Source organism: Arthrobacter sp. ES3-54, from assembly GCF_029504395.1.
Lineage (GTDB): Bacteria > Actinomycetota > Actinomycetes > Actinomycetales > Micrococcaceae > Arthrobacter.
Genome location: NZ_JAQFIF010000007.1, coordinates 101365 through 124945 on the forward strand (window position 1 = coordinate 101365; position 23581 = coordinate 124945).

Annotated in this window: 27 protein-coding genes; 8 read left to right on the forward strand and 19 right to left on the reverse strand. The window is 65.8% G+C overall.

Annotated elements, in window-relative coordinates; translation table 11 throughout:
- Nucleotides 1-130 precede the first annotated feature (130 nt).
- Nucleotides 131-433 carry an Arm DNA-binding domain-containing protein gene (locus M2428_RS14010; RefSeq protein WP_277526554.1) on the reverse strand — a complete coding sequence of 101 codons (303 nt, stop codon included), beginning with the start codon at nt 431-433 and terminating at the stop codon, nt 131-133.
- On the opposite strand from M2428_RS14010, the gene M2428_RS14015 reads away from it, so the two are divergent.
- Nucleotides 423-599 carry a hypothetical protein gene (locus tag M2428_RS14015; protein WP_277526555.1) on the forward strand — a complete coding sequence of 59 codons (177 nt, stop codon included), beginning with the start codon at nt 423-425 and terminating at the stop codon, nt 597-599. The genes M2428_RS14010 and M2428_RS14015 overlap by 11 nt on opposite strands.
- 596 nt (nt 600-1195) lie before the next feature.
- Here the strand turns inward: M2428_RS14015 and M2428_RS14020 are convergent.
- The gene (locus M2428_RS14020) at nt 1196-1510 is read right to left on the reverse strand and encodes a hypothetical protein (RefSeq protein ID WP_277526556.1); all 315 of its coding nucleotides are present in this window, start codon (nt 1508-1510) and stop codon (nt 1196-1198) included.
- Nucleotides 1511-1672: 162 nt separating this feature from the next.
- Between M2428_RS14020 and M2428_RS14025 the strand changes: the two genes are divergently transcribed.
- Nucleotides 1673-1840, forward strand: coding sequence for a hypothetical protein (locus M2428_RS14025; RefSeq protein WP_277526557.1), 168 nt, complete (start codon nt 1673-1675; stop codon nt 1838-1840).
- Nucleotides 1841-2052: 212 nt separating this feature from the next.
- Here the strand turns inward: M2428_RS14025 and M2428_RS14030 are convergent, their stop codons facing one another.
- Nucleotides 2053-2340 carry a hypothetical protein gene (locus M2428_RS14030; protein WP_277526558.1) on the reverse strand — a complete coding sequence of 96 codons (288 nt, stop codon included), beginning with the start codon at nt 2338-2340 and terminating at the stop codon, nt 2053-2055.
- A 126-nt stretch (nt 2341-2466) separates the two neighbouring features.
- Nucleotides 2467-3036 (reverse strand): hypothetical protein, encoded by a 570-nt coding sequence (locus tag M2428_RS14035; protein WP_277526559.1) that lies wholly within the window; start codon nt 3034-3036, stop codon nt 2467-2469.
- A gap of 847 nt (nt 3037-3883) precedes the next feature.
- On the opposite strand from M2428_RS14035, the gene M2428_RS14040 reads away from it, so the two are divergent.
- Complete coding sequence (locus M2428_RS14040; protein WP_277526560.1) at nt 3884-4183, forward strand: hypothetical protein; 300 nt, start codon at nt 3884-3886, stop codon at nt 4181-4183.
- A 102-nt stretch (nt 4184-4285) separates the two neighbouring features.
- Here M2428_RS14040 and M2428_RS14045 read toward each other — a convergent pair whose 3' ends face one another.
- The 15 genes from M2428_RS14045 to M2428_RS14115 form a co-directional block, all read right to left on the reverse strand.
- Nucleotides 4286-4891, reverse strand: coding sequence for a dihydrofolate reductase family protein (locus M2428_RS14045; RefSeq protein ID WP_277526561.1), 606 nt, complete (start codon nt 4889-4891; stop codon nt 4286-4288).
- A 228-nt stretch (nt 4892-5119) separates the two neighbouring features.
- A complete protein-coding gene (locus tag M2428_RS14050) occupies nt 5120-5305 on the reverse strand; it encodes a hypothetical protein (protein ID WP_277526562.1) in 186 nt (61 codons plus the stop codon).
- 105 nt (nt 5306-5410) lie between these two features.
- Complete coding sequence (locus M2428_RS14055; RefSeq protein ID WP_277526564.1) at nt 5411-5620, reverse strand: hypothetical protein; 210 nt, start codon at nt 5618-5620, stop codon at nt 5411-5413.
- Between the two features lie 204 nt (nt 5621-5824).
- On the reverse strand, nt 5825-6463 hold the full coding sequence (locus M2428_RS14060) for an LUD domain-containing protein (protein WP_277526565.1): 639 nt from the start codon (nt 6461-6463) through the stop codon (nt 5825-5827).
- A complete protein-coding gene (locus M2428_RS14065) occupies nt 6460-7995 on the reverse strand; it encodes a LutB/LldF family L-lactate oxidation iron-sulfur protein (protein WP_277526566.1) in 1536 nt (511 codons plus the stop codon). The genes M2428_RS14060 and M2428_RS14065 overlap by 4 nt, the downstream gene beginning before the upstream one ends.
- Nucleotides 7992-8795 carry a (Fe-S)-binding protein gene (locus M2428_RS14070; protein WP_277526567.1) on the reverse strand — a complete coding sequence of 268 codons (804 nt, stop codon included), beginning with the start codon at nt 8793-8795 and terminating at the stop codon, nt 7992-7994. The genes M2428_RS14065 and M2428_RS14070 overlap by 4 nt, the downstream gene beginning before the upstream one ends.
- Entirely contained in the window at nt 8792-10321 is a 1530-nt protein-coding gene (locus tag M2428_RS14075; RefSeq protein ID WP_277526568.1) for a rhamnulokinase family protein, read from the reverse strand. Before M2428_RS14075 ends, M2428_RS14070 begins: the two co-directional genes overlap by 4 nt.
- Complete coding sequence (locus M2428_RS14080) at nt 10318-12357, reverse strand: bifunctional aldolase/short-chain dehydrogenase (protein ID WP_277526569.1); 2040 nt, start codon at nt 12355-12357, stop codon at nt 10318-10320. Before M2428_RS14080 ends, M2428_RS14075 begins: the two co-directional genes overlap by 4 nt.
- Nucleotides 12358-12362: 5 nt before the next feature.
- The gene (rhaI, locus tag M2428_RS14085; RefSeq protein WP_277526570.1) at nt 12363-13529 is read right to left on the reverse strand and encodes an L-rhamnose isomerase; all 1167 of its coding nucleotides are present in this window, start codon (nt 13527-13529) and stop codon (nt 12363-12365) included.
- Nucleotides 13526-13909 carry an L-rhamnose mutarotase gene (locus M2428_RS14090; RefSeq protein ID WP_277526571.1) on the reverse strand — a complete coding sequence of 128 codons (384 nt, stop codon included), beginning with the start codon at nt 13907-13909 and terminating at the stop codon, nt 13526-13528. The genes rhaI and M2428_RS14090 overlap by 4 nt, the downstream gene beginning before the upstream one ends.
- A complete protein-coding gene (locus M2428_RS14095; protein WP_277526572.1) occupies nt 13906-15354 on the reverse strand; it encodes an L-fucose/L-arabinose isomerase family protein in 1449 nt (482 codons plus the stop codon). The genes M2428_RS14090 and M2428_RS14095 overlap by 4 nt, the downstream gene beginning before the upstream one ends.
- 191 nt (nt 15355-15545) lie before the next feature.
- A complete protein-coding gene (gene rhaS / locus M2428_RS14100; protein ID WP_277526573.1) occupies nt 15546-16613 on the reverse strand; it encodes a rhamnose ABC transporter substrate-binding protein in 1068 nt (355 codons plus the stop codon).
- Between the two features lie 79 nt (nt 16614-16692).
- Entirely contained in the window at nt 16693-17775 is a 1083-nt protein-coding gene (locus tag M2428_RS14105; RefSeq protein ID WP_277526574.1) for an ABC transporter permease, read from the reverse strand.
- A complete protein-coding gene (locus tag M2428_RS14110; RefSeq protein ID WP_277526575.1) occupies nt 17768-18814 on the reverse strand; it encodes an ABC transporter permease in 1047 nt (348 codons plus the stop codon). The genes M2428_RS14105 and M2428_RS14110 overlap by 8 nt, the downstream gene beginning before the upstream one ends.
- The gene (locus M2428_RS14115; protein ID WP_277526576.1) at nt 18811-20355 is read right to left on the reverse strand and encodes a sugar ABC transporter ATP-binding protein; all 1545 of its coding nucleotides are present in this window, start codon (nt 20353-20355) and stop codon (nt 18811-18813) included. Before M2428_RS14115 ends, M2428_RS14110 begins: the two co-directional genes overlap by 4 nt.
- Before the next feature lie 289 nt (nt 20356-20644).
- Here M2428_RS14115 and M2428_RS14120 point away from each other — a divergent pair, with 289 nt between their 5' ends.
- The 5 genes from M2428_RS14120 (at nt 20645) to M2428_RS14140 (ending at nt 23561) form a co-directional block, all read left to right on the forward strand.
- Nucleotides 20645-21655: a LacI family DNA-binding transcriptional regulator gene (locus tag M2428_RS14120; protein ID WP_277526577.1), complete on the forward strand. Its 1011-nt coding sequence runs from the start codon at nt 20645-20647 to the stop codon at nt 21653-21655.
- 11 nt (nt 21656-21666) lie between these two features.
- On the forward strand, nt 21667-22266 hold the full coding sequence (locus tag M2428_RS14125; RefSeq protein WP_277526578.1) for an SRPBCC family protein: 600 nt from the start codon (nt 21667-21669) through the stop codon (nt 22264-22266).
- Between the two features lie 139 nt (nt 22267-22405).
- On the forward strand, nt 22406-22651 hold the full coding sequence (locus M2428_RS14130) for a hypothetical protein (protein WP_277526579.1): 246 nt from the start codon (nt 22406-22408) through the stop codon (nt 22649-22651).
- Nucleotides 22638-22784 (forward strand): hypothetical protein, encoded by a 147-nt coding sequence (locus M2428_RS14135; RefSeq protein WP_277526580.1) that lies wholly within the window; start codon nt 22638-22640, stop codon nt 22782-22784. The genes M2428_RS14130 and M2428_RS14135 overlap by 14 nt, the downstream gene beginning before the upstream one ends.
- Nucleotides 22785-22928: 144 nt before the next feature.
- Complete coding sequence (locus tag M2428_RS14140; protein ID WP_277526581.1) at nt 22929-23561, forward strand: DUF4232 domain-containing protein; 633 nt, start codon at nt 22929-22931, stop codon at nt 23559-23561.
- Nucleotides 23562-23581 lie beyond the last annotated feature (20 nt).

Below are 23581 nucleotides of genomic sequence, written 5' to 3' on the forward strand. Positions count from 1 at the left end.
CAATATTGCCGCGAGCACGCCGTAGTAACGGATAACAGTGGCCCCGGCCTTCGGCTTGCGACCGGCCCGTCGCCTTTAGTCATCTCCGAAACCCACTGCTGCACCGCCGAGGACCGAATGTCACTCAGCTTCACCGAGCCCCATGCGGTTCAACATGGATCCGCCAGGCCAACTCGACAGGCCTGTAGCTGGACGCTTTAAGGTGTGTCTGAGCCTTGATCCACACGGAACCCAACTCCCCCACCGTTGCAGCCGCATCCGCGGGGTTGATGAACTCGCCTCGGTCCTTCGAAACTTCAATACTCCTGGCGAAGCGCTCGGCGTCGCGCTTGGTCGTAAACCCGCGTTTGGTGATCTGCTTGCGTTCCGGGGTTCGATACAGAACCCGATAGCGTCGGCGCAGCTTCGTCTCGTAAGGCTCTATGGTCGCCATTTACGAAGCCGAGTCCTCGGGATCCGGTGCGCTCATTTTTGCAAGAGCTTCCTTTTCTTCCCAGTCCTTCTCCGTCTCAGCCCCCTTCGAGGTCCCCAAGCCGGACGAAATCAGCTCCTACGCCTCAGATGCGCCCATTGAGGCTATCGCCAAGTCGGTCGATTGATGGGCTACTGACTCGTCGGCAGCGCTTGCGGTACCCAAGTAGCTGCGGCTTGCGTTGGCTCGGGTTCTTGGCTCGCGTGTCTGAAGGTCAAGTCGTACCTGCCCCCAGGAAGTTCTATCGGGAACTCCGATAATTCGCGAAGCTCAGACTTACTGTCCTTATCTCCACCTTGGTAGGTCACGTGCAGCCTCATAGTCGCAACGGTAGAACAACCGCTGACTCTAAGAAAGACCCGTCGCGCTCGAACCCGATAGACGTTTGCGGAAGTCGGCAACGTAAAGCTCGAAGGTCAAACCACTGACCGGGGCGCCGGCGCCTTCCCACTTGCCCGCGCTTTCCACACTGTCAAATTAGCCAATCAGCCCGCTCACGGCGCACTGGCCAGGCGCTGGTCCGGGAACGCCTGCTAACCAGACTGATACCAGGGCCGGTCGAAGGGTGTAAACCAACAGTCGAATAAGATTGGCAGGAACCCCGCCAGCACGCTCGATGGCGAATGCTTTCTCGGGCCAAACAAGCCCCCTGACTTGCGATCCAGCCACACGGTGAGGTCCCCTGCCCGCTTGCGACTTGCAGGGCGGCCGAGGGCCAACCGCCTAGGACTTTGCTGGGGATCCCAACCCGGAAAGATCCAATCCACCGGTTTCATCGATAAGCCCGTTAAAGCCAGTTACCAAAGACTTGTTGATCTCGGGAAGTTTTTCGAGCTCGTAAGTGAACATCATAGGGATAGACGAAGAAAGAATAAGCGCGGATGTTGCGGCTCGACCGTTTTGCTTACCCGTAAACGCAAGATGCAGCACCTCTCCCTTAGAAATCCGGCCAACTACGGCCTCCTGTAACGCCCGCAGAACATCGTCATTGATGTTCAGTTTGATGTTGCCATCGGTCCCATAGATGAAATTACCCAATTGTCCCCCTCGTGGTAAAAGATTCCACGGACGACAATACCGCAGCATTTGAAGGTCCCCGCCGAGCCACTCCGAGGAGACCTTCGGCGAATAGTTAGACCATCCCTCGCAGCCCGCTCATGGCTGGTTTTTTGTACCCAAAAACGACCAGAAGGAGCCATTTTGGCTGTTGAAACAACCCCGCTCGGATTCCAGAAACCGGACGGCAATGAACCCATCCGCAACGGTGACAACGTCATCTCCGCGAATGCGCAGAAGGCCGAAGACGAGGCGGGCAGTGCTCAACGTGGCAGATCACGGCTGCCGGCGCGGCGCCTGACGGCAAGCTGAAGCTCTGGGGCGTAACTTCCGGCACAATCACCGCGACAAGCTGGCTCCCGATGGCTACCACCTGGCTAAGGGCCTAGCTTTCGATCTAACTCACCTGGGCTAATTTCCGAAGATCCCCCGCCCCTGCCGGCTTGCGACTTGCAGGGAAGCGTTGTGCCCGTAGCTACATAGCCGCGGCTACGGGCACGACCATCGTTAGGAAGACATGGCTGTCAGACTCGGTCCGCAGGCCAGCTCTGCCGCTGTGCTGACTGTATGCGCACGGGCAGCGCATCGATCTTGATTAGGGCCCGGTGCGTGGCAACGAGCAGCATGAAGAACCCCACCAGTCCGAGCAACGCCCCGAAAATCGAAAGACTAACAAACACAGCTGTCAAGCCTCTGTCGTTCCTCGAAGCAGACAAAGCCATGAAGAGTATCCCGGCATAGCTCAGCAGCGGTCCCCCAAGGAACAAAGAAATCCCGGCCACGAAGATCCCGGCTGAACGTTTGAACTCCACTTTTCTCCCAAATAGCGCGATTGACTCCGCCAGAGTACAGCCCATGCTCGGCTTCAAGACGAACCAACTCGACGGCCTCGGCCGTTGCGGAGAGGGCGTGACGGTTTGGACGAGCGATTCGGCGGGCTAAAGGGATAGGACGCAGCGAGTCTCGCCAGAAACGGTGTGAACCGTCCACGAACAGGGGAACCCGAAAGCATCAAATGTAGAGAAGATAAGGAGGGCCAGATTTATGACCCCGAAAAGTCCAAGGCCCCACATCCAGACATCCACGCTGCGCAGTCTCGTTAGGTACTTTTTCGGTCTTGCCCTTTTGATAAGCCGCGGCAGCGTGACATCTCGTTTCAAATACGCAATCTGGTGTTGAAAGTCGATAGCGCTCGAAGGCATGCCCATCCTGCGCTCCAACGAGATCATCATTAGCTGATCGCTCGTCATATACATTCTGTGTTTCAGCATCAACTGCACCGACATAAACGTCACGACTATCCCGAGGAGCGCTGCCAGGCACCGCGCAGCCGGGCTGGAATCATGCCCGAGGGCTATGACCAGAAGGAACGCCTGTGCCGTCATGCCCAAGGCTGGGGATTGCCACAACAAGGCGTCCCTGTCGCCCACCCGGGCTGTCAACGCCTCGTAAAGGACCATCAGACGCGCGTTCTCCGTTTGGTCTTCTTCTCGCGTTCCCTGGGTCATCCGATCAGCATATGGGCGGCCGAATCAATTTGTCCCAATAGGCGTCCATCTCTGCACAACCTGCATGAAGGGCCGCACACCCCCGCCCAGTGGGGCTAGGCCCGCCCCCAGCCAGACCGCCGGCGAGGAGAGCAGCACGTTTTGCAAGCAGATAGACCCAACCGAAAGGAGGCCGGCCGTACCCGGTCCCAAAGCTAATCCAAGTAAGCCGATTTCCCGGCACCGCAGCCCTGGCGTGCGTTCCGGGCTCATCGAGTTACCCGCCGAAGGTTGCGATTTGCCCGTTCCACAACTCCCAAAGTTGGGCAATTGGTCACCAGAAGATAGGAAATTGCGGCGAAACACTGGAAATCGCCGCAGGCCAACGAGTATGACGACTCGTTCGCGCCTGCTGTAGCGGCCTATGTCTGCCACGCGCGGGCAGTTTATGAGGGATCCGCCAGCGCATGGCAGGCGCAGGAAATGCGGCACCCAGGCAGGCAGCTAGGGCTCACCCCCGCCGGGATGCTGGCGCTTGGATGGGTGGTCCGTCATGAGTAGCAGAAGGCTCGCCCGAGGCGGGCGTAAGACACCGTCAGGCAACGTCCCGAAAGTGTTTTTTGAATACGCCAAGACGGGCGGCTTCTGGGACACGAGGGTGGATGTGGAGAAGTGGTGCGAACGGGAAGGGCTTGACTGCCCGCCAACGCAGTACTTCTTACATCCTGAAACTAGACGTTTCCTTTCAGCAGTAACGCTTCTAAATGGGTTCAAATCCCACCGTCACCGCGAATGAGAAAGGCCCTGCTTCCCTTGTAAACAAAGGGAAGCAGGGCCTTTTGCTTTGTCTGGAACGTACTTGTTGGCAATGAAATACTTCAAGGCACCTTTGCGGAAGACCGTTTTGCGGGCATCTACTCAGCGACGTAGTCTCAGCCAGATGAACGGTGAAGGAAAGCCCACGTCAGAAGCGAACGGCCGAGCCAAAAGATCCAGCAGCACAGTATTTCTGCCGGTCGGGATCGTCTTCCTTGCCGTTGCGATCGCCATGATCTTCCTGGGCACCACGGCCTGGATCGCGTTCTTCACGATGGGCGTCACGTTCCTCATCCTCGGGATGATGAATCGCACCAGCAAAGATGAGCGTCCTCAGCCAACCCGCCGCTGATCAGCCCGAGACCACTTCAAATCCCACTTCGCTGTCTCCGCGAAGATCCGCCAGGTCATCGGGCAGCAAGGCTGCGTCATCCGGGTGGTGACGTCTACGGAGTTAGCTGAGGCGGCGATAGCGGATGTGGGTGGCCAACGGTGAGTGAAGTACCTCGGCGGGTTCGAAGCCGAAGGATTCAACCCCGTCGAAGATTCGCTCTCCCGAACCGAGCAGGACCGGTGCGATGTCGAGAGTTAGCTCGTCGATCACGCCGGCGATCAGTGCCTGTCGGACTGTCGAAGCCCCACCGGCGATGTCCACGCCTTTGTCCCCGGCGGCCTGGCAGGCTGCGGAGTAGGCCGCGTCGAAGCCCTCGGTGACGAAGTGGAAGGTGGTCCCGCCGTCCATTTGGATGGGGTCATGTTCGTGACGGGTCAGCACGAACACCGGCGCGTGGTACGGCGGTTCGGCTCCCCACCACCCGGTCCATTCCTCATCCCAGTCCCCGCGGACAGGGCCGAACATGTTCCGACCCATCAAATACGCGCCTCGCGGGCGCATGAGCCACTCGCTCGCGACCTTGTCGGCATGGTTGGCTCGCGGGTCGCCGATGTGCCAGCGGTGCAGCTCCAGCCCCCGCTTGCCCAGGGGGTTCTCGCGGCTCTGGTCCGGCCCGGCGACGAAGCCGTCCAGCGAGATCGACATGTGGCAGGTGGTGTCCGGCACCGCGAACCTCCTGAGTGATTGCGACTTGCATACGGTCGCGTGGGGATTCTGGGGAGCCTAGCACGAGATGGCGTCCTCGCCGATAGCCCCAGGCGAAGCCCGTTCTCCCATTCCACGCTCAGCAGGGCCGGCCGGTCCGGGGATGACCGCGCCCACCAAGCCGCCGGCGTTGTAGACGCTGGCCACGAGGTGCCGGAGCAGTTCCTAGCGAAGAACGCTCCGAGACGGTTAGTCGTCGCAGTTCTGCAAGACCCAGTTCTGAGCGCGCCAGATGACGTTATAGAGGTTGTAGGGTGCGACATCAAAGGTGTCCCACTTCTGGCCGATGTGAGCGGTCCAGCCAGGAATGGTGCCACAGCAGACACGATGTCCGAAGACATAGAACAGTGCATGTGGCAGAGCGCGCTTCATCATGGAATGCCTTTCCATTGGCGCCGGCCCCCGAATGGGGCTAGCGTTGCAGCGCGCTCATAGCGTCATCGTAGCGGACCCTCAGTTTTGGCGAGCGCAGGCAGCCGATCAGGGCTCCCCGTCGAGTTGCTCCATCTCCAAGCAGGCGTCTTCGTAGGCAACGTCGCCGTTCCGGAATGCCTGTTCGAGTTCCTTGGCCCTGCGCCGTGAAGAGGCCGTGCTCAGAGTTCCCGTGAGGCCTGCCTCGAGATAGTCGAGCCGGGAGTTCGTGGGCTGCCGGTCCCGGACGACCAGGTGCCGGCGGATCGGCTTTGGCAACCACGCGCCAGGGTGCATCACGCGTTGTGCACAGGCTCTGGGATCGACTAAGTACATGCGTCCATGGTTCAACTCCCCGCTGAGAAGACCATGTGTACCCACTGAGTGATCGGGGAGCTAGCGGCCCATTCCCCGAACCGGTCACCGCAAACTGGAGGGCCCTGCTTCCCCTTATCTCAAGGGAAGCAGGGCCCGGCCTCCGGCCTACCCGCGGACGATTACCACGTCCAGGGTCCGCGGACCGTGGACGCCTTCGACGCGTTCGAGTTCGATGTCGCTGGTGGCGCTGGGGCCGCTGATCCAGGTCTGCGGGCGGGTGGCGTCGAGCCGGCGGAGCGCCTCCGGCAGGATGGCCGTGATCTCCCCGGCCCGCACGATGCAGATGTGCCGGTCCGGGACGAGGCTGATAACCCGGCGGCCCTGGTCCGGGCCGGCGTCGAGGATGATGGTGCCGGTTTCGGCGACCGCGACGGCGCTGCCGGTCACGACGGCGTCCACTCCGTCCAGTTCCTCGACGCTGAGCCGGTGCCCGGGGGCGTCGGTGACGCGGCGGGAGCCGGCGTCGTGGGCGTCCGCCTCCGCGAACAGGGCCTGGTCGAGGCCGTGCGGGACGGCGTAGCGGCCGGTGCTCTCGAGCAGCGCGGCGAGCCGCTGCGGAACCGTGGCCGCTTCTTCGACGAAGACGTTCGCTTTGTAGTCCAGGAGCCGGTCCGTCAAGAGCTCGATGAGCTCCTCCTCGCCCAGGGCGGAGGACCGGCGGTAGTCGCGGGGCACGTCCGGTACCGCCGGCGCATCACGGAGTGCGGAGCGGATCCGGTCGAGTATTTCTGTGCGCGCGTTCACGGGTTCTCCTCTGTGCCAGCGTCCCCGGTACCGGTTGCGGCCGGCGGTGCGGCCGGGGCCTGGTGTTCCTTGTCCCACCACTGCCGGAACGACAGTCCGGGCGGTGCCGGGATGTCCCGGCTCTGGGTCCAGCCGCCGGCAATGCCGGGCAGTTTGGTGATTTTCCGGTCCGGCCCGGCGGCAAGCCGGCCCAGCGGCAGCGCTTTCTCGACGAGGCCGAGGTTCTTTCCGGAGGACAGCGCCCAGGAGGCCGCCTTCATGCCCAGGTCCATCTGGCTCGGGAGTCGCTTCTTGCCGCGTTTGCTGTCCACGTCCTCGCCGCGCAGGTGCACCAGGATGTCCGGGATGTTGATCTTCACCGGGCAGGCGTCATAGCAGGCCCCGCACAGGGACGACGCGTACGGCAGTGAGCTGTTCTCCTCCGCCGTGATCCCGGTCAGCAGCGGGGACAGGATGGCGCCGATCGGTCCCGGGTAGGTGGACCCGTAGGCGTGCCCGCCGGTGCGCTCGTAGACGGGGCAGACGTTCATGCAGGCGCTGCAGCGGATGCAGTGCAGGGCGGAGCGGCCCATCTCGTCGGCCAGGGCGGCACTGCGGCCGTTGTCCAGCAGGACCAGGTGGACGTTCTGCGGCCCGTCGTCCGGCGTGACGCCGGTCCACAGCGAGGTGTACGGGTTCATCCGCTCCCCGGTGGAGGAGCGCGGAAGCAGTTGCATGAACACCTCGAGGTCCTCCCACGCCGGCAGCAGCTTCTCCACGCCCATCACGGTGATCAGGGTTTCCGGCAGCGTCAGGCACATGCGCCCGTTGCCTTCGGATTCGACGACGGCGAGCGTGCCGGAGTCCGCGAGGGCGAAGTTCGCGCCGGACACGGCCACCTTGGCGCTGAGGAACTTGCGGCGCAGGTGGGCCCGGGCGGCCGCGGCGAGGCGGGCCGGCTCGTCGGTCAGCTCCGGATCCACGCCCTCCATTTCGCGCAGGAAGATGTCCCGAACCTGGCTGCGGTTCTTATGGATGGCCGGGACCAGGATGTGGCTGGGCTTGTCGTGGTCCAGCTGGACGATCAGCTCGGCGAGGTCGGTCTCGAACGCCGCGATCCCCTGTTCCTCAAGGTACTCGTTGAGGCCGATTTCCTGGGTGGCCATGGACTTGACCTTGACCACCTCGTCGGCGCCCTGGTCCCGGATGAGGGCGGCGACTATCCGGTTGGCCTCGCCAGCGTCGCGGGCCCAGTGGATGATGCCGCCACGGGCGGTGAAGTTCGCCTCGAACTGCTCCAGCAGCTCCGGCAGCCGGGCCATGACGGATTCCTTGATCGCCCGGCCCGCCTCGCGCAGCTCCTCCCAGTCGGGGAGCTCGGACACCACGGCCAGCCGCTTGTCCCGGATGGTCCGGGTGGCGTGGCCGAGGTTTGCCCGCAGCTGGGTGTTGCCGAGTTCGCGGTGCGCGGCTTTAGGGAAGGGCTCGTGCTCGTGCAGGTTGCCGATGCCGAAGACGGGCAGGGACGGCATCCCCAGGAATGTGCCGCTCATTGTGCGGTCCTTCCGGTGGTGAGGCGGACGTCGCCGGTGACGGCGGCGGGGTGCTCGAGGGTGCTGGCAAGGATTTCGGCGAAGTGCATCGTGGTGACGCCGCTGCCCTGCCGGGACAGGCCGCCGCCGATATGCAGGAGGCAGGACGCGTCGCCGCCGGCGCAGAGCTCGGCGCCGGTGCCGCAGATGTTGGCGGTCTTGTCCGCGAGCATCGCCGAGGACACGTCCGCGTTCTTCATCGAGAAGGTGCCGCCGAAGCCGCAGCACTGCTCGGCCTCGGGCAGCTCGGCCACCTCGATGCCTGCCACCGAGCGCAGGAGCTCCAACTGCCGGTCGCCGAGCCGGAGCAGCCGCATGCCGTGGCAGCTCGGGTGGTAGGTGATCCGGTGCGGGAAGTAGGAGCCCAGCTGCGCCGCGGCGTCCGTGACGCCGAGGACATCGACCAGGAGTTGGGAGAGCTCATAGGTTTTGCGCCCGACGGCGGCTGCCCGGGCTTCCAGCCCGGCGTCCCCGCAGCGGCGGGCGATCATGGCGTGCTGGTGCTTCACGGAGGCGACGCAGGAACCGGACGGTGCGACGGCGACGTCGTACTCATCTTCTTCGAACGCCCTCACATGGTTGGCGACGACCGGCAGCGCCTCCTTGAAGTAGCCGCTGTTGACGTGCATTTGCCCGCAGCAGGCCTGCCCCGCGGGGAAGATGACCTCGTGGCCGAGGCGTTCCAGGATGGACACCGTGGCGCGCGCCGTGGCCGGGTACATGGCGTCCACGATGCACGTGGCAAACAGCGCGATCCTCACAGGGCACCTCCGGCGCCCTGATGTGCCGCCCGGCGTGAGGGGATGTACTCCGCCGGCTGCTGGGAGGCACGGACCACGGCGCGCAGCTCACCCAGGCCGCCGCTGAGCACGCCGGTGGCGCGGGCCTGGACCAGGACGTTGCCCAGGGCTGTGGCTTCAACCGGGCCTGCGATGACGCGTTTTCCGGTGGCATCGGCGGTGAGCTGGCACAGGAGCCGGTTCTGGGATCCGCCGCCCACAATGTGCACGACGCCGGCATGCACGTCCGCGAGCCGTTCGGCGTCGGCGATAGTCCGGGCGTAACCGGCGGCGAGGCTGTTGAGGATGCACCGCACGATGTGCGCGGGATGCTCCGGCAGGACCGTGCCGGTGTTGCGGACCGCGGCCCGGATGCGTTCGGGCATGTTATCCGGGGCGATGAAGTAGGGGTCGTCGGCGTTGATGACCGGGCCGCCGGGAGGAAGTGTTGCGGCGGCGTCGAGCAGTTCCTCGAGTTCGGGCCGGTAGCCCTCGGCGGCCCAGGTGCGCTGGCATTCGCTGAGCAGCCAGAGGCCGCCGACGTTGCGCAGGTAGCGGATGGTGCCGTCCACGCCGCGTTCGTTGGTGAAGTTGGCGGCGCGGCTGGCCTCGGTCAGGACCGGATGGGAGAGTTCGACGCCGACCAGGGACCAGGTGCCCGAGGAGACGTAGGCGAATTTCTCCTCATCACCTCCGGCGCCCGCGGGCACGGCGGCGACGGCGGAGGCGGTGTCATGCGAGCCCACGGCCACCACCTTCGTGGCGGCGGACAGGCCGGTCCGTTCCGCGATCTTCGGCAGCAGGGTGCCGAGGATCTCGCCGGGCTGGATCAGCGGCGGGAACAGGTCCCCGGGCAGGCCCAGGGCGGCCAGGAACTCCGTGGCCCACTCCCCCGCGACGGCGTCGAAGAGTCCGGTGGTGGAGGCGTTGGTGGCCTCGGTGCGGCGCCGGCCGGTCAGCAGGAATCCGATGAGGTCCGGGATGAGCAGGGCCTGCAGCCCGTCCAGGCCGGACTCGGTGGCGAGCTGGTAGATCGTGTTGAACGGCAGGAACTGCAGCCCCGTGGTGGCGTAGAGTCGGGCCGTGTCGAGTTCTTGGTGGACCCGGGCGACGGCACCCCGGGACCGGTCATCGCGGTAGCTGAACGGCGCCGCGACGAGCTCGCCGGCGGCATTCACCAGCCCGTAATCGACGGCCCAGGTGTCAATCCCGATGCTGGCGATGCCCTCGCCGCGGGCCGCGGCCGCCGTGGCGGCCGCCGCGAGCCCGGTGAGGACCTCGGCGAACAGCGCGTCGAAGTCCCAGCGGAGGCCGCCGTCGAACTCTTTGACGCCGTTGGGGAAGCGGTGCACGGTCTCCAGTTCGGTCCTTGTCCCACCGGGACTGCCCGCGACCCGGCCCAGGATGACCCGGCCGGAGGACGCGCCGATGTCGATAGCGACAAAGACACTGCCGGCGGACAGGCCGCCGCTGGCTAGTGCGGTATCCGCTGGTGACGCGGCACTCATCGGAGGAAGGCCGCGGCCACGCCGGCGTCCACGGGGATGTGCAGCCCGGTGGTGTGGGAGAGCTCGCTGCCGGTGAGCACGGCGGCGGCGTTGGCCACGTTTTCGGGCAGCACTTCGCGCTTGAGCAGGGTGCGCTGGGCGTAGTACTTGCCCAGTTCCTCTTCCTGCACCCCGTAGACGGCGGCGCGCTTGGCGCCCCAGCCGCCGGCGAAGATCCCGGAGCCGCGGACCACGCCGTCGGGGTTGATGCCGTTGACCCGGATCCCGTACTCGCCCAGTTCCGCGGCAAGGAGCCGGACCTGGTGGGCCTGGTCTGCCTTGGTGGCGGAGTAGGCGATGTTGTTCGGGCCGGCGAACACGGAGTTCTTGGAGGAGATGTAGATGATGTCCCCGCCCATTTCCTGGCCGATCATCACCTGTGCGGCGGCCTTGGCCACCAGGAACGAGCCCTTGGCCATGACGTTGTGCTGCAGGTCCCAGTCCTTTTCCGTGGTTTCCAGGAGCGGCTTGGAGATGGAGAGCCCGGCGTTGTTGACCACCAGGTCCAGGCCGCCGAAGGCCAGGACGGCTTCCTGGATGGCCGCGGCGATCTGGGCTTCGTCGGTGACGTCGGCCTGCACACCGATCGCGACGTCGGCGCCGCCGAGTTCCGCGGCCACGGCCTGGGCGTTGTCCAGGTTCAGGTCCGCGATGACCACGCACGCGCCGTCGGCGGCGAAGCGGGTGGCGATCGCCTTGCCGATGCCCGACGCCGCCCCGGTCACCAGGGCGATCCGGCCGACGTGGGATTTCGGCTTGGGCATCCGAGCCAGCTTGGCCTCTTCCAGGGCCCAGTATTCGATCCGGAACTTCTCGGATTCCTCAATCGGGGCGTAGGTGGAGACGGCCTCGGCGCCGCGCATGACGTTGATGGCGTTGAGGTAGAACTCCCCCGCCACCCGGGCGGTCTGCTTGTTCGCCCCGAAGGAGAACATGCCCACCCCGGGCACCAGCACGATCGCCGGGTCCGCGCCGCGCAGGGCGGGGCTGTCCGGGGTTGCGTGCCGGCGGTAATACCCCTGGTAGTCCTCGCGGTAGGCGGCGTGGAGCTCCTTGAGCCGGGCCACGGAATCCTCCACCGGGGCGTCGGCGGGCAGGTCCAGCACCAGCGGCTTGACCTTGGTGCGCAGGAAGTGGTCCGGGCAGGACGTGCCCAGGGCGCCGAGCCGGGGGTGCTCTGCAGCTTCGAGGAACTCCAGGACGGCGGGGTCATCGCTGAAGTGGCCCAGCTGCGGCTTGTCCGTCGAGGCGAGTCCGCGGATCACGGGCGCCAGGGCGGCGGCCTTCGCGCGGCGCTCGGCCTCCGGGAGGGCGCCGAAGCCGGGCAGCTTCGGCCCGAACGGTTCGGCCCTGCCATGGTCCTTGATGTACTGCTCGGCCTGCTCGATGATCCACAGCGAGTTGGCCTCGGCTTCCTCGTTGGTGGCGCCCCAGGCGGTGATGCCGTGGCCGCCGAGGATAGTGCCGACCGCGTGCGGGTTCGCGTCCTTGATCGCGGCGATGTCCAGGCCCAGCTGGAAGCCGGGGCGACGCCACGGCACCCACGCCACCTTCTCGCCGAAGATCTCCTTGGTGAGGGCCTCGCCGTCGGCTGCCGTGGCAATGGCGATGCCGGAGTCCGGGTGCAGGTGGTCCACGTGGGCGGCGTCGACCAGGCCGTGCATGGCGGTGTCGATCGAGGGGGCGGCGCCGCCCTTGCCGTGCAGGCAGTAATCGAACGCGGCCACCATTTCGTCTTCACGCTCGACGCCGGGATACACGTTTTTCAGTGCCTGCAGCCGGTCCAGCCGCAGCACGGCAAGGCCCTCGGCCTTCAGCGTGCCCAGGTCCCCGCCGGAGCCCTTGACCCACAGGAGCTCGACGTCCTCGCCGGTCACCGGGTCCTTTTCGGCGCCCTTGGCGGAGGTGTTGCCGCCGGCGAAGTTCGTGTTCCGCTTGTCCGCGCCGAGGCGGTTGGAACGGGCAATCAGTTCTTCAACAGTCTTGTTCTCAGTCATAACTCTTAAGCGCCCCATCCGGCTTGCTGGCCGCCGACGCGGTCCTCGTTGATCTTCTTCTGGTAGCCGCTGGCCTTGAAGGCGGCCAGCGGGTCCGCGGGCAGGCCGCGGGATTCACGCCACTGCGCCAGCGCAGGACGGACATCGGTGTAGAACGCATCGTTGAAGATGCCGTTGGCGGCCAGGACGTCGCCGTTGCGCTGGGCCTCGGCGAGCGCGTCGGTGTCGATGAGCAGGGCGCGGGCCGTCATTTCCTGGACGTTGAGCACGGAGCGGATCTGGCCCGGGATCTTTTCTTCCAGGTTGTGGCACTGGTCCAGCATCAGGGCGACGCCGGACTCTTTACCGAAGCCGCCGCCGCGGATGACCTCGTACATGATGCGGAAGAGCTGGAACGGATCGGCCGCGCCGACGATCAGGTCATCATCCGCGTAGAAGCGGGAGTTGAAGTCAAAGGAGCCGAGCTTGCCCAGGCGCAGCAGCTGCATGACGATGAATTCGATGTTGGTGCCCGGGGCGTGGTGGCCGGTGTCCAGGCAGACGAAGGCCTTCTCGCCCAGGGCCAGGGTCTGGGCGTAGGAGGTGCCCCAGTCCGGGACGTCGGTGTGGTAGAAAGCCGGCTCGAAGAACTTGTATTCCAGCACCAGGCGCTGCTCCGGGCCCAGGGCGGCGTAGATCTCCTGCAGGGATTCGGCCAGGCGGTCCTGCCGGCCGCGCATGTCGTCCTGGCCCGGATAGTTGGTGCCGTCCGCGAGCCAAATCTTCAGGTCCTGCGAGCCCGTGGCGTGCATGATCTCCAGGCACTCCAAGTGGTGATCGATGGCGCGGCGGCGCACCGCGGGGTTCAGGGAGGTCAGCGAGCCGAACTTGTACTCGTCGTCCTGGAACGTATTGGAGTTCACCGTGCCCAGGCCCACGCCCAGGCCCGCGGCGTACTCGTTCAGGGCCGCGTAGTCATCCACTTTGTCCCAGGGAATGTGCAGCGCGACCGTGGGTGCCAGGCCGGTGAGTTCGTGGACTTTCGCGGCGTCGGCCAGCTTTTCCTGGACGGTGCGCGGGGTGCCCGGGGTGCCGAACACCTTGAAGCGGGTGCCGGAGTTGCCGTAGGCCCAGGACGGGACCTCGATGGCGAGTTCCGCGAGGCGACCCAGGGCCGTTTCTGTGGTGTTCATGATTGTTCCTTCTGCGGTTGGTGGTTGTCCTCGGCGGCGTTGGCCGCGGACAACTGGTCCTCGAGATTGAAAATTTCGGTGAGCTGGAGGAAGCCCTGGTCCGGTGCTCCGGCGAGATCGTCAAAGAAACCGGCCATCTCGGCCTGCCAGCGGGCGTTCACGTCCGTGGCTGCCATCCGGGCCTGGGCTCCGGTCAGGCTGTCCGTTTCGAAGTAGCCGATCAGGAGCCCGTCGGGCCGGAGGAAGAGTGAGTAGTTGTTCCAGCCGGAGGCCTTGAGGGCCCGGAGCATCTCCGGCCAGACGGCGGCGTGCCGGCGGGTGTATTCCTCGATCAGCCCGGGCTTGACCTGGAGTTGGAAGCAGACGCGTTCCGTGGTCATGAGAGCACCACGTGGCGGTGTTCGATGCCCAACAGGGACGCGGCTGCCTTGATGTCCGCGGCCCGGTGGCCGACGCAGAGAGCCCAGTGGTGTCCGATGCCGGTCTGGCTCCACTGGTCCACCCAGAGCCCGGGGTCCCCGCCGAAGTCCACCCGGGAGGTCGTGTTGCCGATCTGCAGGAGCGGGCCGGGGACCACTTCGCCTTCTGAGGTGACGAAGACGTAGCTACCGTCCGGGTCCTGGCCGAGGCCGAAGGTGGTGACGGGGCCGTGGCGCACATCGAATTCGACCGAGACGCCCCAGCCGCGTTTGCCGTGGTAGATGCCGAGTCCGCGCAGGAGCGGGTCCTGGGCGGACACGGCCAGATGCGCCGGACCGTCGTGTCCCATTTCGACCACGTTGTCGAGGAAGTTCAGGGCCTGGATCTCGGTGAAGGATCCCCCGGCGCCGATCGCCTGGGCGGCCAGCATCGCAATGGAGGTCCGCAGCTCGAATTCGCCGGCCATCGGGATGCCCCGTGCGGTCAGGATGGAGGAGCCCAGGATCATCCCGGCGCCCAGCCGTTCGTGCTGTTCCCCGGCCAGTCCGCGGTGGTAGTAGGCCACGGAGTCGAGGTCGAAGTCCGCCACGAGGCGGTCCAGGCCCACTGACACCTTCGCGCCCCACGCAAAGTCGTCGTCGTTCACGGAGTCATCCACAACGAAAAGTTCGCGGGCGAGCCCAAGCCGTTCGGAGACCTCCGCGTCCGTCACGGCGTTGACCCGTTCGCGGAGGTCATCGAATTCCAGCACCTCGACGTGGGAGCCGAAGGTGGTCGAGACGGTGGTGAGGTCCGTGGCGACATCGAGCATGCCCGGATAGAGGTGGCCCATCAGCCCGTGCCGGGCGTTGCGGAGCCGGGCGCGGACTCCGGCGGCGTGAACCCACTGCGTGATCCGCTCCCAAGCGGACTCCTGCTTGAGGTGCCCGGAGACTGAGCGGAAGTCGATCCCGGCCCGGCGGAAGACGTTGGCGACCTCCGGCACGGGGCACTGGCCGCAGTAGGCCAGCCACTTGCCGGTGTCAAAGTTGGCGTGGTCCATCGCCTCGGTCGGCTGCAGGTCGATCACCAGAACGGGGGTCTTCGCCCGTTGGGCGATGGGCAGGACCATGGACGACGTCAGGTACGTAGTGAGGAAGATGACGATGAGGTCGCAGTCGGCGACGCGCAGCTTTTCGCCGGCCGTCGCGGCTTCCTGCGCGTCAGAGATGAATCCGGTGTCGACGACTTCGGCGTCGAGCCCCTGGAAGCGGCCGGTGACGTAGCGGACGGAGTCCCGCAGCTGCGGCAGCAGCTCCGGGAACTGGGGCCAGTAGGCGCCCAGCCCGCCGGAGACCAGCCCGATGCGGGTGGGGCGGCGCCTGTGTGGGTGCAGCAGCCGATCGGCCGGTTGTTTCTGGTTCATTTAAGGGGGCCTTCCGGCGTGGAAAAGAGAACCTGGGGCTCTGGTACCTGGTTTCCGGGCACGGCTGTGGGGAAAGCGCCGTGTACCCGGTGCTGTGGCACCGGTGAAGTGGAAATGGTGAGAGGAGGGGTAGAGGCGCCGGGCGGGCTGTCGGCGGCCCGCCCGGCCGCTCAGGATGGAACAGGTAGGGATCAGAAGTTGTACTTGTCGATGTTCTCGGCGTTGAAGACGGTCGGCGGCCCGACAATCACGAGGCCGCCCTTTTCGACTTTGCGTTCGCCAAGCTCGCCGGCGGTGAAGGTGTCGCCTTCGGCGCCGGTGATCTTGCCGTCCGTGAGGGCCTTGCCGGCGAACGCGGCAACATAGCCAAGCTGTGCCGGGTCCCAGAGGGCGAACTCCTTGACAGTTCCGTCCTTTACAAAGGGCCGCATTTCATTCGGCAGCCCCAGCCCGGTGAGGGCAACCTTGCCCTTGTAGGCGGACGTGGAGAGGTACCGGGCGGTGGCGGCGATGCCCACCGTGGTGGGAGAGATGATGCCCTTAAGGCTCGGGTGAGCCTGCATGAGGCCCTGGGCCTCCTGGAAGGACTTGGTGTCGTTGTCATCGCCGTAGACCTTGGCCACAAGCTTGATGTCCTTGTACGCGGGGTTGGAGGCCAGCTCCTCCTCCATGTACTTGATCCACTCGTTCTGGTTCGTGGCGTTGGCCGTGGCGGACAGGATGGCGATCTCGCCGCTGCCGCTGATCTGCTCGGAGATCAGCTTGGTCTGGATCAGGGCAACGTCCTTGGCTACCACCTGGCTGATGAAGACGTCGCGGCAGTCGGGGTTGGTGTCGGAGTCGAACGCGACAATCTTGGCGCCGGCGGAGCGGGCTTCGCCGAGGGCCGTGCAGACGGCGTCGGGGTCGTTGGCGGCAATCGTGATGACGTTCGTGCCGGCCTGCGTCTCGGCGTTGATGAAGGAAACCTGGCTGGAGGCGGAGGCTTCCAGCGGTCCGACGACCTGGGAGGAGGCGAAACCTGCCTCGGTGGCGCCCTTCTTGCCGCCGCCCAGGACGACGTCCGTGTACGGGTTATTCAGCTGCTTGGGGATGAAGGTGATCTTTTGGTCCCCTCCCGCCCCTGACGGGCTGTTGGTATCACTGGAGGATGCAGAGCCGCTGTTGCAGGCTGTCAGTGCCAGTGCGGCCACGGCGGTGATGGCCACCATGCTTCCCAGTCGGCCGGTCCGGCCCTTGTTCTTGCGGTTCAACATCATCGTTCTTCCCTTTTCCTTCGTGCGGTAGGTGCGGCCGGCCCCAGGCGGGCACGGTTTCCGTGGTGCTTGTGTGCAGATTTCAGGTGGACTTCCGGGTGAAACTTCGGCGTACGCGCCGGGTGTGGCGCCATTGCCTGATCGCGGAGCCGATGCTCGGTGCCACCACCGAGACGATCAGCAGCAGGCCGGTCACCGTGATGAGGACGACGTCGGACACCCGGGCCAGGCGGAGGGCGTAGTTGAGCGTCCCGATCAGCAGGACGCCGGCGATGACGCCGGGAATGGAGCCTTTGCCGCCGAAGATCGACACGCCACCCAGCAGGACAGCGGCGATGACGGCCAGTTCCAGGCCAGAGGCGTTGTCGCTGCGGGCGCTGGTGTAGCGCAGGGTCCAGTAGATGCCGGCGAGCGCAGAGACGGCGCCGGATCCGACGTACAGCCAGAACTTGCTGCGGGCCACGTTGATGCCGACGAAGCTGGCGGCTTCCTTGCTGTAGCCCATCGCATAGAGCCCCCGTCCGAACGGCGTGAAGTGCAGCAGCACGCCGAAGAAGACCATCACCGCGACGACGCCGATCATCACCGTGGGGATGCCGGTGCCGCCGATCTTGGAGGTGAAGAAGGCGGTCAGCGCCTTCGGGAAGTTGGCCACCGCGTTGTCGCCGATGATGACCAAGGCCAGGCCGCGGAACAACGCTAGGGTGCCGATGGTGACGGCCAGGGAGGGCAGTCCGAGGACCGCGATCAGGAAGCCGTTGAACATGCCGGCGGCAACTCCTGCCAGCAGGCTGATTGCCAGGACCAGCCAGATGTCCATCCCGCCGGCCCAGAGGACGCCCATCAAGGCGCTGGTCAGGCCGGCGGTGCTGGCCACGGACAGGTCGATCTCGCCCGTGATGATGATCAGGGTCATCGGCATGGCGATCAGCAGGACCGGGATCACATCCAGGAGCAGGAAGCCGGTGGTGACCGGGGAGGCGAAGCGCGGGATCGCGATGGCGGCGTAGATCAGGAAAGCAACCAGGGCGTAGATGGTGATGGCGTCACGGCCGGTCAGGATCCGTGCGGCGCCGGTCCGGCCCTTCGGTTCGCTGGCCAGCGGCTTGGTGTTGTCAGCCACGGGCGCCGGCGCCGGGCTGGTGGTGGACGTGGTTTCAGACATTGCGAGCCTCGCTAATCCGCAGTTTCTTGGCTGTGCGCAGGCTGGCCACGCGGTCGATGATGATGGCGGTGAGGATCAGCACGCCGACGATCGCCTGCTGCCAGAATTTGTCCACCCTCAGGGCGGTCAGGGAACTGGTGATGGTGGTCAGGAGCACGGCGCCGAGGGCGGCCCCGGTCACCGATCCGCTGCCGCCGAAGATAGCCACGCCACCGACGACGGCGGCCGCCACCACGGTCAGTTCCATGCCGGTGCCGGTGGTGGCGCCGACCGAGTTGAAGCGGCTGGCGTAGAGCACGCCGGCCAGGCCGGCGAGTGCCCCGTTGGCCAGGAAGGCCAGGAACACGCGCTTGGAGACCTTGATGCCGAAGGCAGTGGCCGCGTCCGGGTCCGAGCCGATGGCGTACAGGTCACGGCCCGGGCGGGTGCCGGACATGTAGATGGCCACGGCGATCACGACGACGATGGCCAGCAGTGTGATGACGGGGAACCCCAGGAAGGTGTTTACCGAGAGGGCGCCGAACTCCTCTGGACGGTCGCCGGCGAAGAACTGTTTGCCGCCGGCCCAGGCGTTGTTCAGGCCGCGGTACACGTAGAGCGTCCCGAGGGTGATGACCAGGGCGGGCACTTTGGCCAAGGTGACCAGGGCGCCGTTGATGGCGCCCAGCAACGCCCCGAAGACCATGCCGATCGCAAAGACGGCGAGGATCGGCACGTCCGGCACGGCCGCGAAGATGGAGCCGGTGCCGAAGGCGACCAGCCCCAGCATGGAGCCGACGGAGAGGTCGATGTTCCTGGTGATGATCAGCAGGGTCTGCCCTACGGCCAGAATCATGATGATGGTGGCGTTGAGCAGCAGGTCCTTCACGCCTTGGGCGGTGAGGAATAGCGGGTTGATCAGGTAGGTGACGAGTACCAGCAGCGCCAGGGCGATCAGCACGGGGAGTTCGCGCATCCGCAGCACCGCAGCGACGGCGCCGCGGGCGCCGGCGGCGGGCGCCGTCGTCGTTGCGTTCTTGTGGTCCAGAGCTGAGCTCACAGGGTTCCTCCTGCGGAAGACGTGGCGGCGTGCATGACGGATTCGGGATTCGCATCGGCACGGTCGAGTTCGGCGGTGATCCGGCCTTCGCGCATGACCAGGACGCGGTCTGCCATGCCGAGGACCTCGGGCAGTTCGGAGGAGATCATCAGGATCGCGATCCCGCGCCCGGCGAGGTCCGAAATGAGCCGGTGGACCTCGCTCTTGGTGCCGACGTCGATGCCGCGGGTTGGCTCGTCGATGATCAGCAGCCGCGGGTCCGTGGCCAGCCACTTGGCGAGCACCACCTTTTGCTGGTTGCCGCCGGAGAGCGTGGAGACGGCGTGCTCCTGCGAGCCGGTCTTGACCTGGAGCCGATTGCTCCAGTCCTGGGCGGCGCGCCGCTCGGCGGCACCGTTGATCAGACCCGCCGTCGTGAACTTGTTGCGCAGCGTGAGCGTGACGTTCCGGGCCACGGACAGATCCATCACCAGGCCCTGCTTGCGGCGGTCCTCCGGGACAAAGCCCATGCCGGCGGTGATGGCCACCTGGGGATCCCGGGGCTTGAGCTTGCGACCGTCGAAGGTGATGGCGCCAGCGTCGTAGGGATCGATTCCGAACACGGCACGGGCCACCTCGGTGCGGCCGGCGCCGACGAGGCCGGCCAAGGCAACGATTTCCCCGGCGCGGACCTCGAAGTTGATGTCGCGGAACACTCCGGCGCGGCTGAGACCGTCCACTTTCAGGACCACGTCGCCGATCTCGGCAGGCGTCTTGGGGAACAGGGCGCCAATGTCGCGGCCCACCATCTCGCGAACGATCTGCTCGACGGTGACGTCGGCGGTCCGGTGGGTGGAGATGTACCGGCCGTCCCGCATGACTGTGATGCGGTCGCACAGGTCAAAGACCTCATCGAAACGGTGCGAAATGAAGAGGATGCCGGTCCCGCGGTCCCGGAGGCTCCGGGCGACGGCGAACAGCCGTTCCACCTCGACGCCGCTGAGGGCAGCGGTGGGCTCGTCCATCACCAGGACTTTGGCGTCCAGCGAAATGGCTTTGGCGATTTCAATGATCTGCTGGTCCGCGATGGACAGGCCCTCGGCGATGCGGGTCGGGTCGATTGGAACGCCAAGGCGTTCGAACAGCTTGTGCGCTTCCCTGACCATCGTCGCCTTGCTGATGAGCCCGAAGCGGCCCTTGGGCTGGCGGCCAATGAAGATGTTCTCTGCGACGCTCAGGTCCGGAAAGAGTGTGGGTTCCTGGTAGATGACGGAAATTCCAGCATCCTTGCTCTCGGCAACGTTGCGGAACTGGACGCTCTGGCCCGCCACCCGGAAGTCGCCGGAATCAGGGTGGTGCAGGCCTGCGAGGATTTTCACCAGCGTGGACTTGCCGGCACCGTTCTCCCCGACCAGCGCGTGGATTTCACCAGCCTCGATGTTGATGGTTCCATCGGCCAGGGCGACCACCGGGCCAAAGGTCTTGGCTGCGTGAGAGAGCGAGAGAACCGGAACCGGCTCCCCCTCAGAGGGGCCAGACCGGGAACTGTATGTCTGCTGCATAAAATTAACCGCACCTTTGGGGCTTAGTGAACGCTGACTCAGTGAACACTTCCTCAGTGAACACTTTCTTTGTGAATGCTGCAATGAATCGTTTCATAGCTAGCTGTGATTTGAATCATAGGGTCTTCAAATGGACACGTCAACCGCCGTCAACCATTCGTGACGCGGCTTTTTGATTCGTTTCAATGAAAGGGTTCAAAATGGGCCCCGGCGGGTATCCTGAAGTGAGTAGTTGGCCGACGGGGCGCCTGCCAAAGGCTGCGCCGCCCACCTTTCAGGAGCACAGGAAATGGTTTCAGCGAGCGTCAAGGACGTCGCGGCCCTGGCCGGCGTCTCGGTGGGGACGGTCTCCAATGTGCTGAACCGCCCGGAGAAGGTCTCTGCCGAAGTCACCGGCAGGGTCCAGTCCGCCATCGACAAGCTCGGCTTCGTCCGGAACGACGCCGCGCGGCAGTTGCGCGCGGGCATGAGCCACAGCATCGGCTTGGTGGTCCTGGACGCCGCGAACCCCTTCTTCTCGGATCTGGCCAGGGGCGCGGAGGACCGCGCCACCGCGGAGAACCTGACGGTCCTCGTCGGCAATAGCAACGAGGATGAGGGCCGGGAATCCGCCTACCTGGATCTCTTCGAGCAGCAGCGCGTGCGGGGCGTACTGCTGTCCCCGGTAGGAAATGTGGTCCCCCGGCTGGAGCAGCTGCGGCGCCGAGGCATCCCGACGGTCCTTGTGGACCGGCAGACAGAGAACATGAGTTTCTCCTCGGTGGCCGTGGATGACCTGGCGGGCGGGGAGATGGCTGCGGCCCACCTGTTGTCGCTGGGGCGGCGGCGGATCGCGTTTGTTGGCGGCCCGGCCAGCATCCGGCAGGTAGCGGACCGTTTGGCAGGGGCCCAGAAGGCCATCGACGCCGTTGCGGGTGCAACCCTTGAGGTCATTGCGACGGAATCCCTGACCGTGCTTTCCGGTAGGTCGGCGGGCGAGTCCATCCGGTCCCGGCCGGAAGCCGAACGCCCGGATGCGATCTTTGCAGCCAACGACCTTTTGGCCATCGGCGTCCTCCAGGGCCTGATGCTCATGGGCGGCGTGAACGTGCCGAAGGAGATCGCCCTGATCGGCTATGACGACATCGAGTTCGCCGCCGCCGCCGTCGTGCCGCTGTCCTCCATCCGGCAGCCCAGCGCCCTCATCGGCTCCACTGCACTGGAACTGCTGCTCCGGGAAGCGGCGTCCGAGGACGGCTTTGAACCCACCCAGGTGATATTCCCGCCCGAACTGATAGTGAGGGCATCAACGCAGGGCTAAAAGGAGGCCCGATGGCCAGCACAGACTATGAGTTCCGGACCGTCTGGCGCGTGGCGGGGACGCCGGAAGAGGTCGCAGCCGTCCTGGGCGAGGCGACTTCCATGCCCCGCTGGTGGCCTTCCGTCTATCTCAGCGCCGAGACCGTGGCCGGCGTCCCGGAGCCGGGGCCCGGGATTCCCCGTCCCGCACGCCTCCACACCAAAGGCTGGCTGCCCTATACGCTCCGCTGGACCCTCACGGTCACGGAGCCGGTCACGCCCCGCGGCTTTGCCCTCACCGCGGCCGGCGACCTCAACGGCGCCGGCCGCTGGACCTTCGAGCCGGACGGGCCGGAAACGGTCATCACCTACGACTGGCGCGTCAACGCCACCAAGCCCCTGCTGCGCCGGCTGAGCTGGCTGCTCAAGCCCGGCTTCGCGGCCAATCACCGCTGGGCGATGGCCCGCGGCCAGGAGAGCCTCGCCCTGGAGCTGCGCCGACGCAGGGCCACGGCGGGGACCACCCCCCACGGAGCATCCAGCGTTCCACCGCCACCACCGCCCACATTTGCGTGGCTGACCCGGCTCGCAGCCCGCTCTCGCGCAGCCCACACTCGGGCAGCCCGCAAGTGACTCACACGCGGGCCCCTAGCTTCTGGACGCCTGCACAACAGGACTGCGGTGCCTCATTCACTTGACCATTGAGGTGACATGCAATCTCACGGTTAGCTGGATCACATCCTCGTTTGTCCGTAACCGTTCAGGAATCCTCATGACATTGCAGAACATCCGGCCCTCGAGCCGCGCCACAGACTGGGACGACGTCGAGATCGGCGACACCGTCCACCTCCGCCGGGGCGGCTGCCTCGAGCACGCGGGCCGTGTGGACAACCGCACCGCCGACGGCGCCGTCGTGTGGGTGGTGTCCAACGCTGGGCACCGGAAACTGTTCCATGTCGCCGACGGCTTCGAACTGAGCGTGGCAGACACCGAAGGAGCCCACCATGCTGACAACTGACCGCCAATCCGCCGTGATGCAGCAGCCGAACGCCGCGTCTCGCATCGCAGCCGGGGCAAACACCTGGGCCGCCGGCCCCGTCTCCTCCTGCCCGGATGACTGCCACTACTGCTCCGGCCCAGAGACCGACTAGCGGACGGTTCCCCTGCGCCGTGGCCCCAGGGGCACGTAGGAGCTTGACCTCGGCCGATGCCCGGAAATCACAATCCGGGCATCAATCTGGCTCCGCCGCCGTGGCATCGTTGACTAAGGCAACGGCGGGCATAATGGTTGAGCCATGACGTCTCAACGATTGACGCACGCACTGGTTGTGACAACGGCTGCCGCGGCGGCCCTCCTGCTCAGCGGCTGCGGGGGCAGCTCGACGCAGACTCAGTCGGCCACTTCCCCGCCCACAACGCCGGCCAGCGAAACCAGCCAGCCGGCGACTTCCGACGCCGCAACGGAATCCTCTGCGGCTCGTGCATCCTCGCAGGCGGCCCAGGCAGGCCCGGCACTGTGCAAGGCCGCAAGCCTGACTGGCACCACCGACTCATCCGGCGGCGGCGCGGCGGGCAGCGTTTACATGCAGCTGATCCTGACCAACTCCGGCAAAGAACCCTGCCTGCTGAAGGGCTATGCGGGCGTCTCCCTCACAGCCGGGGCCGACGGTGAGCCGATCGGCGCCCCTGCCACCCGCGACGAGTCGGCCCCGGTCACCGATGTCCTGCTCGCCCCGGGCGCGGCCGGCACCGCCACGCTGCGATACACCCAGGCCGCCAACTACCCGAACTGCACCAAGACGGCGGCGGCAGGATTCCGGGTCTACCCGCCGAACGACACCGCCTCGCTGTTCCTCGCGCAGCCGCTGGACGCCTGCGCCAACACGGACATCAATCTGTTGACCATCGCAGCTTTCCAGGCCAAGTAACGCCGGGCACCGCGTCTCTG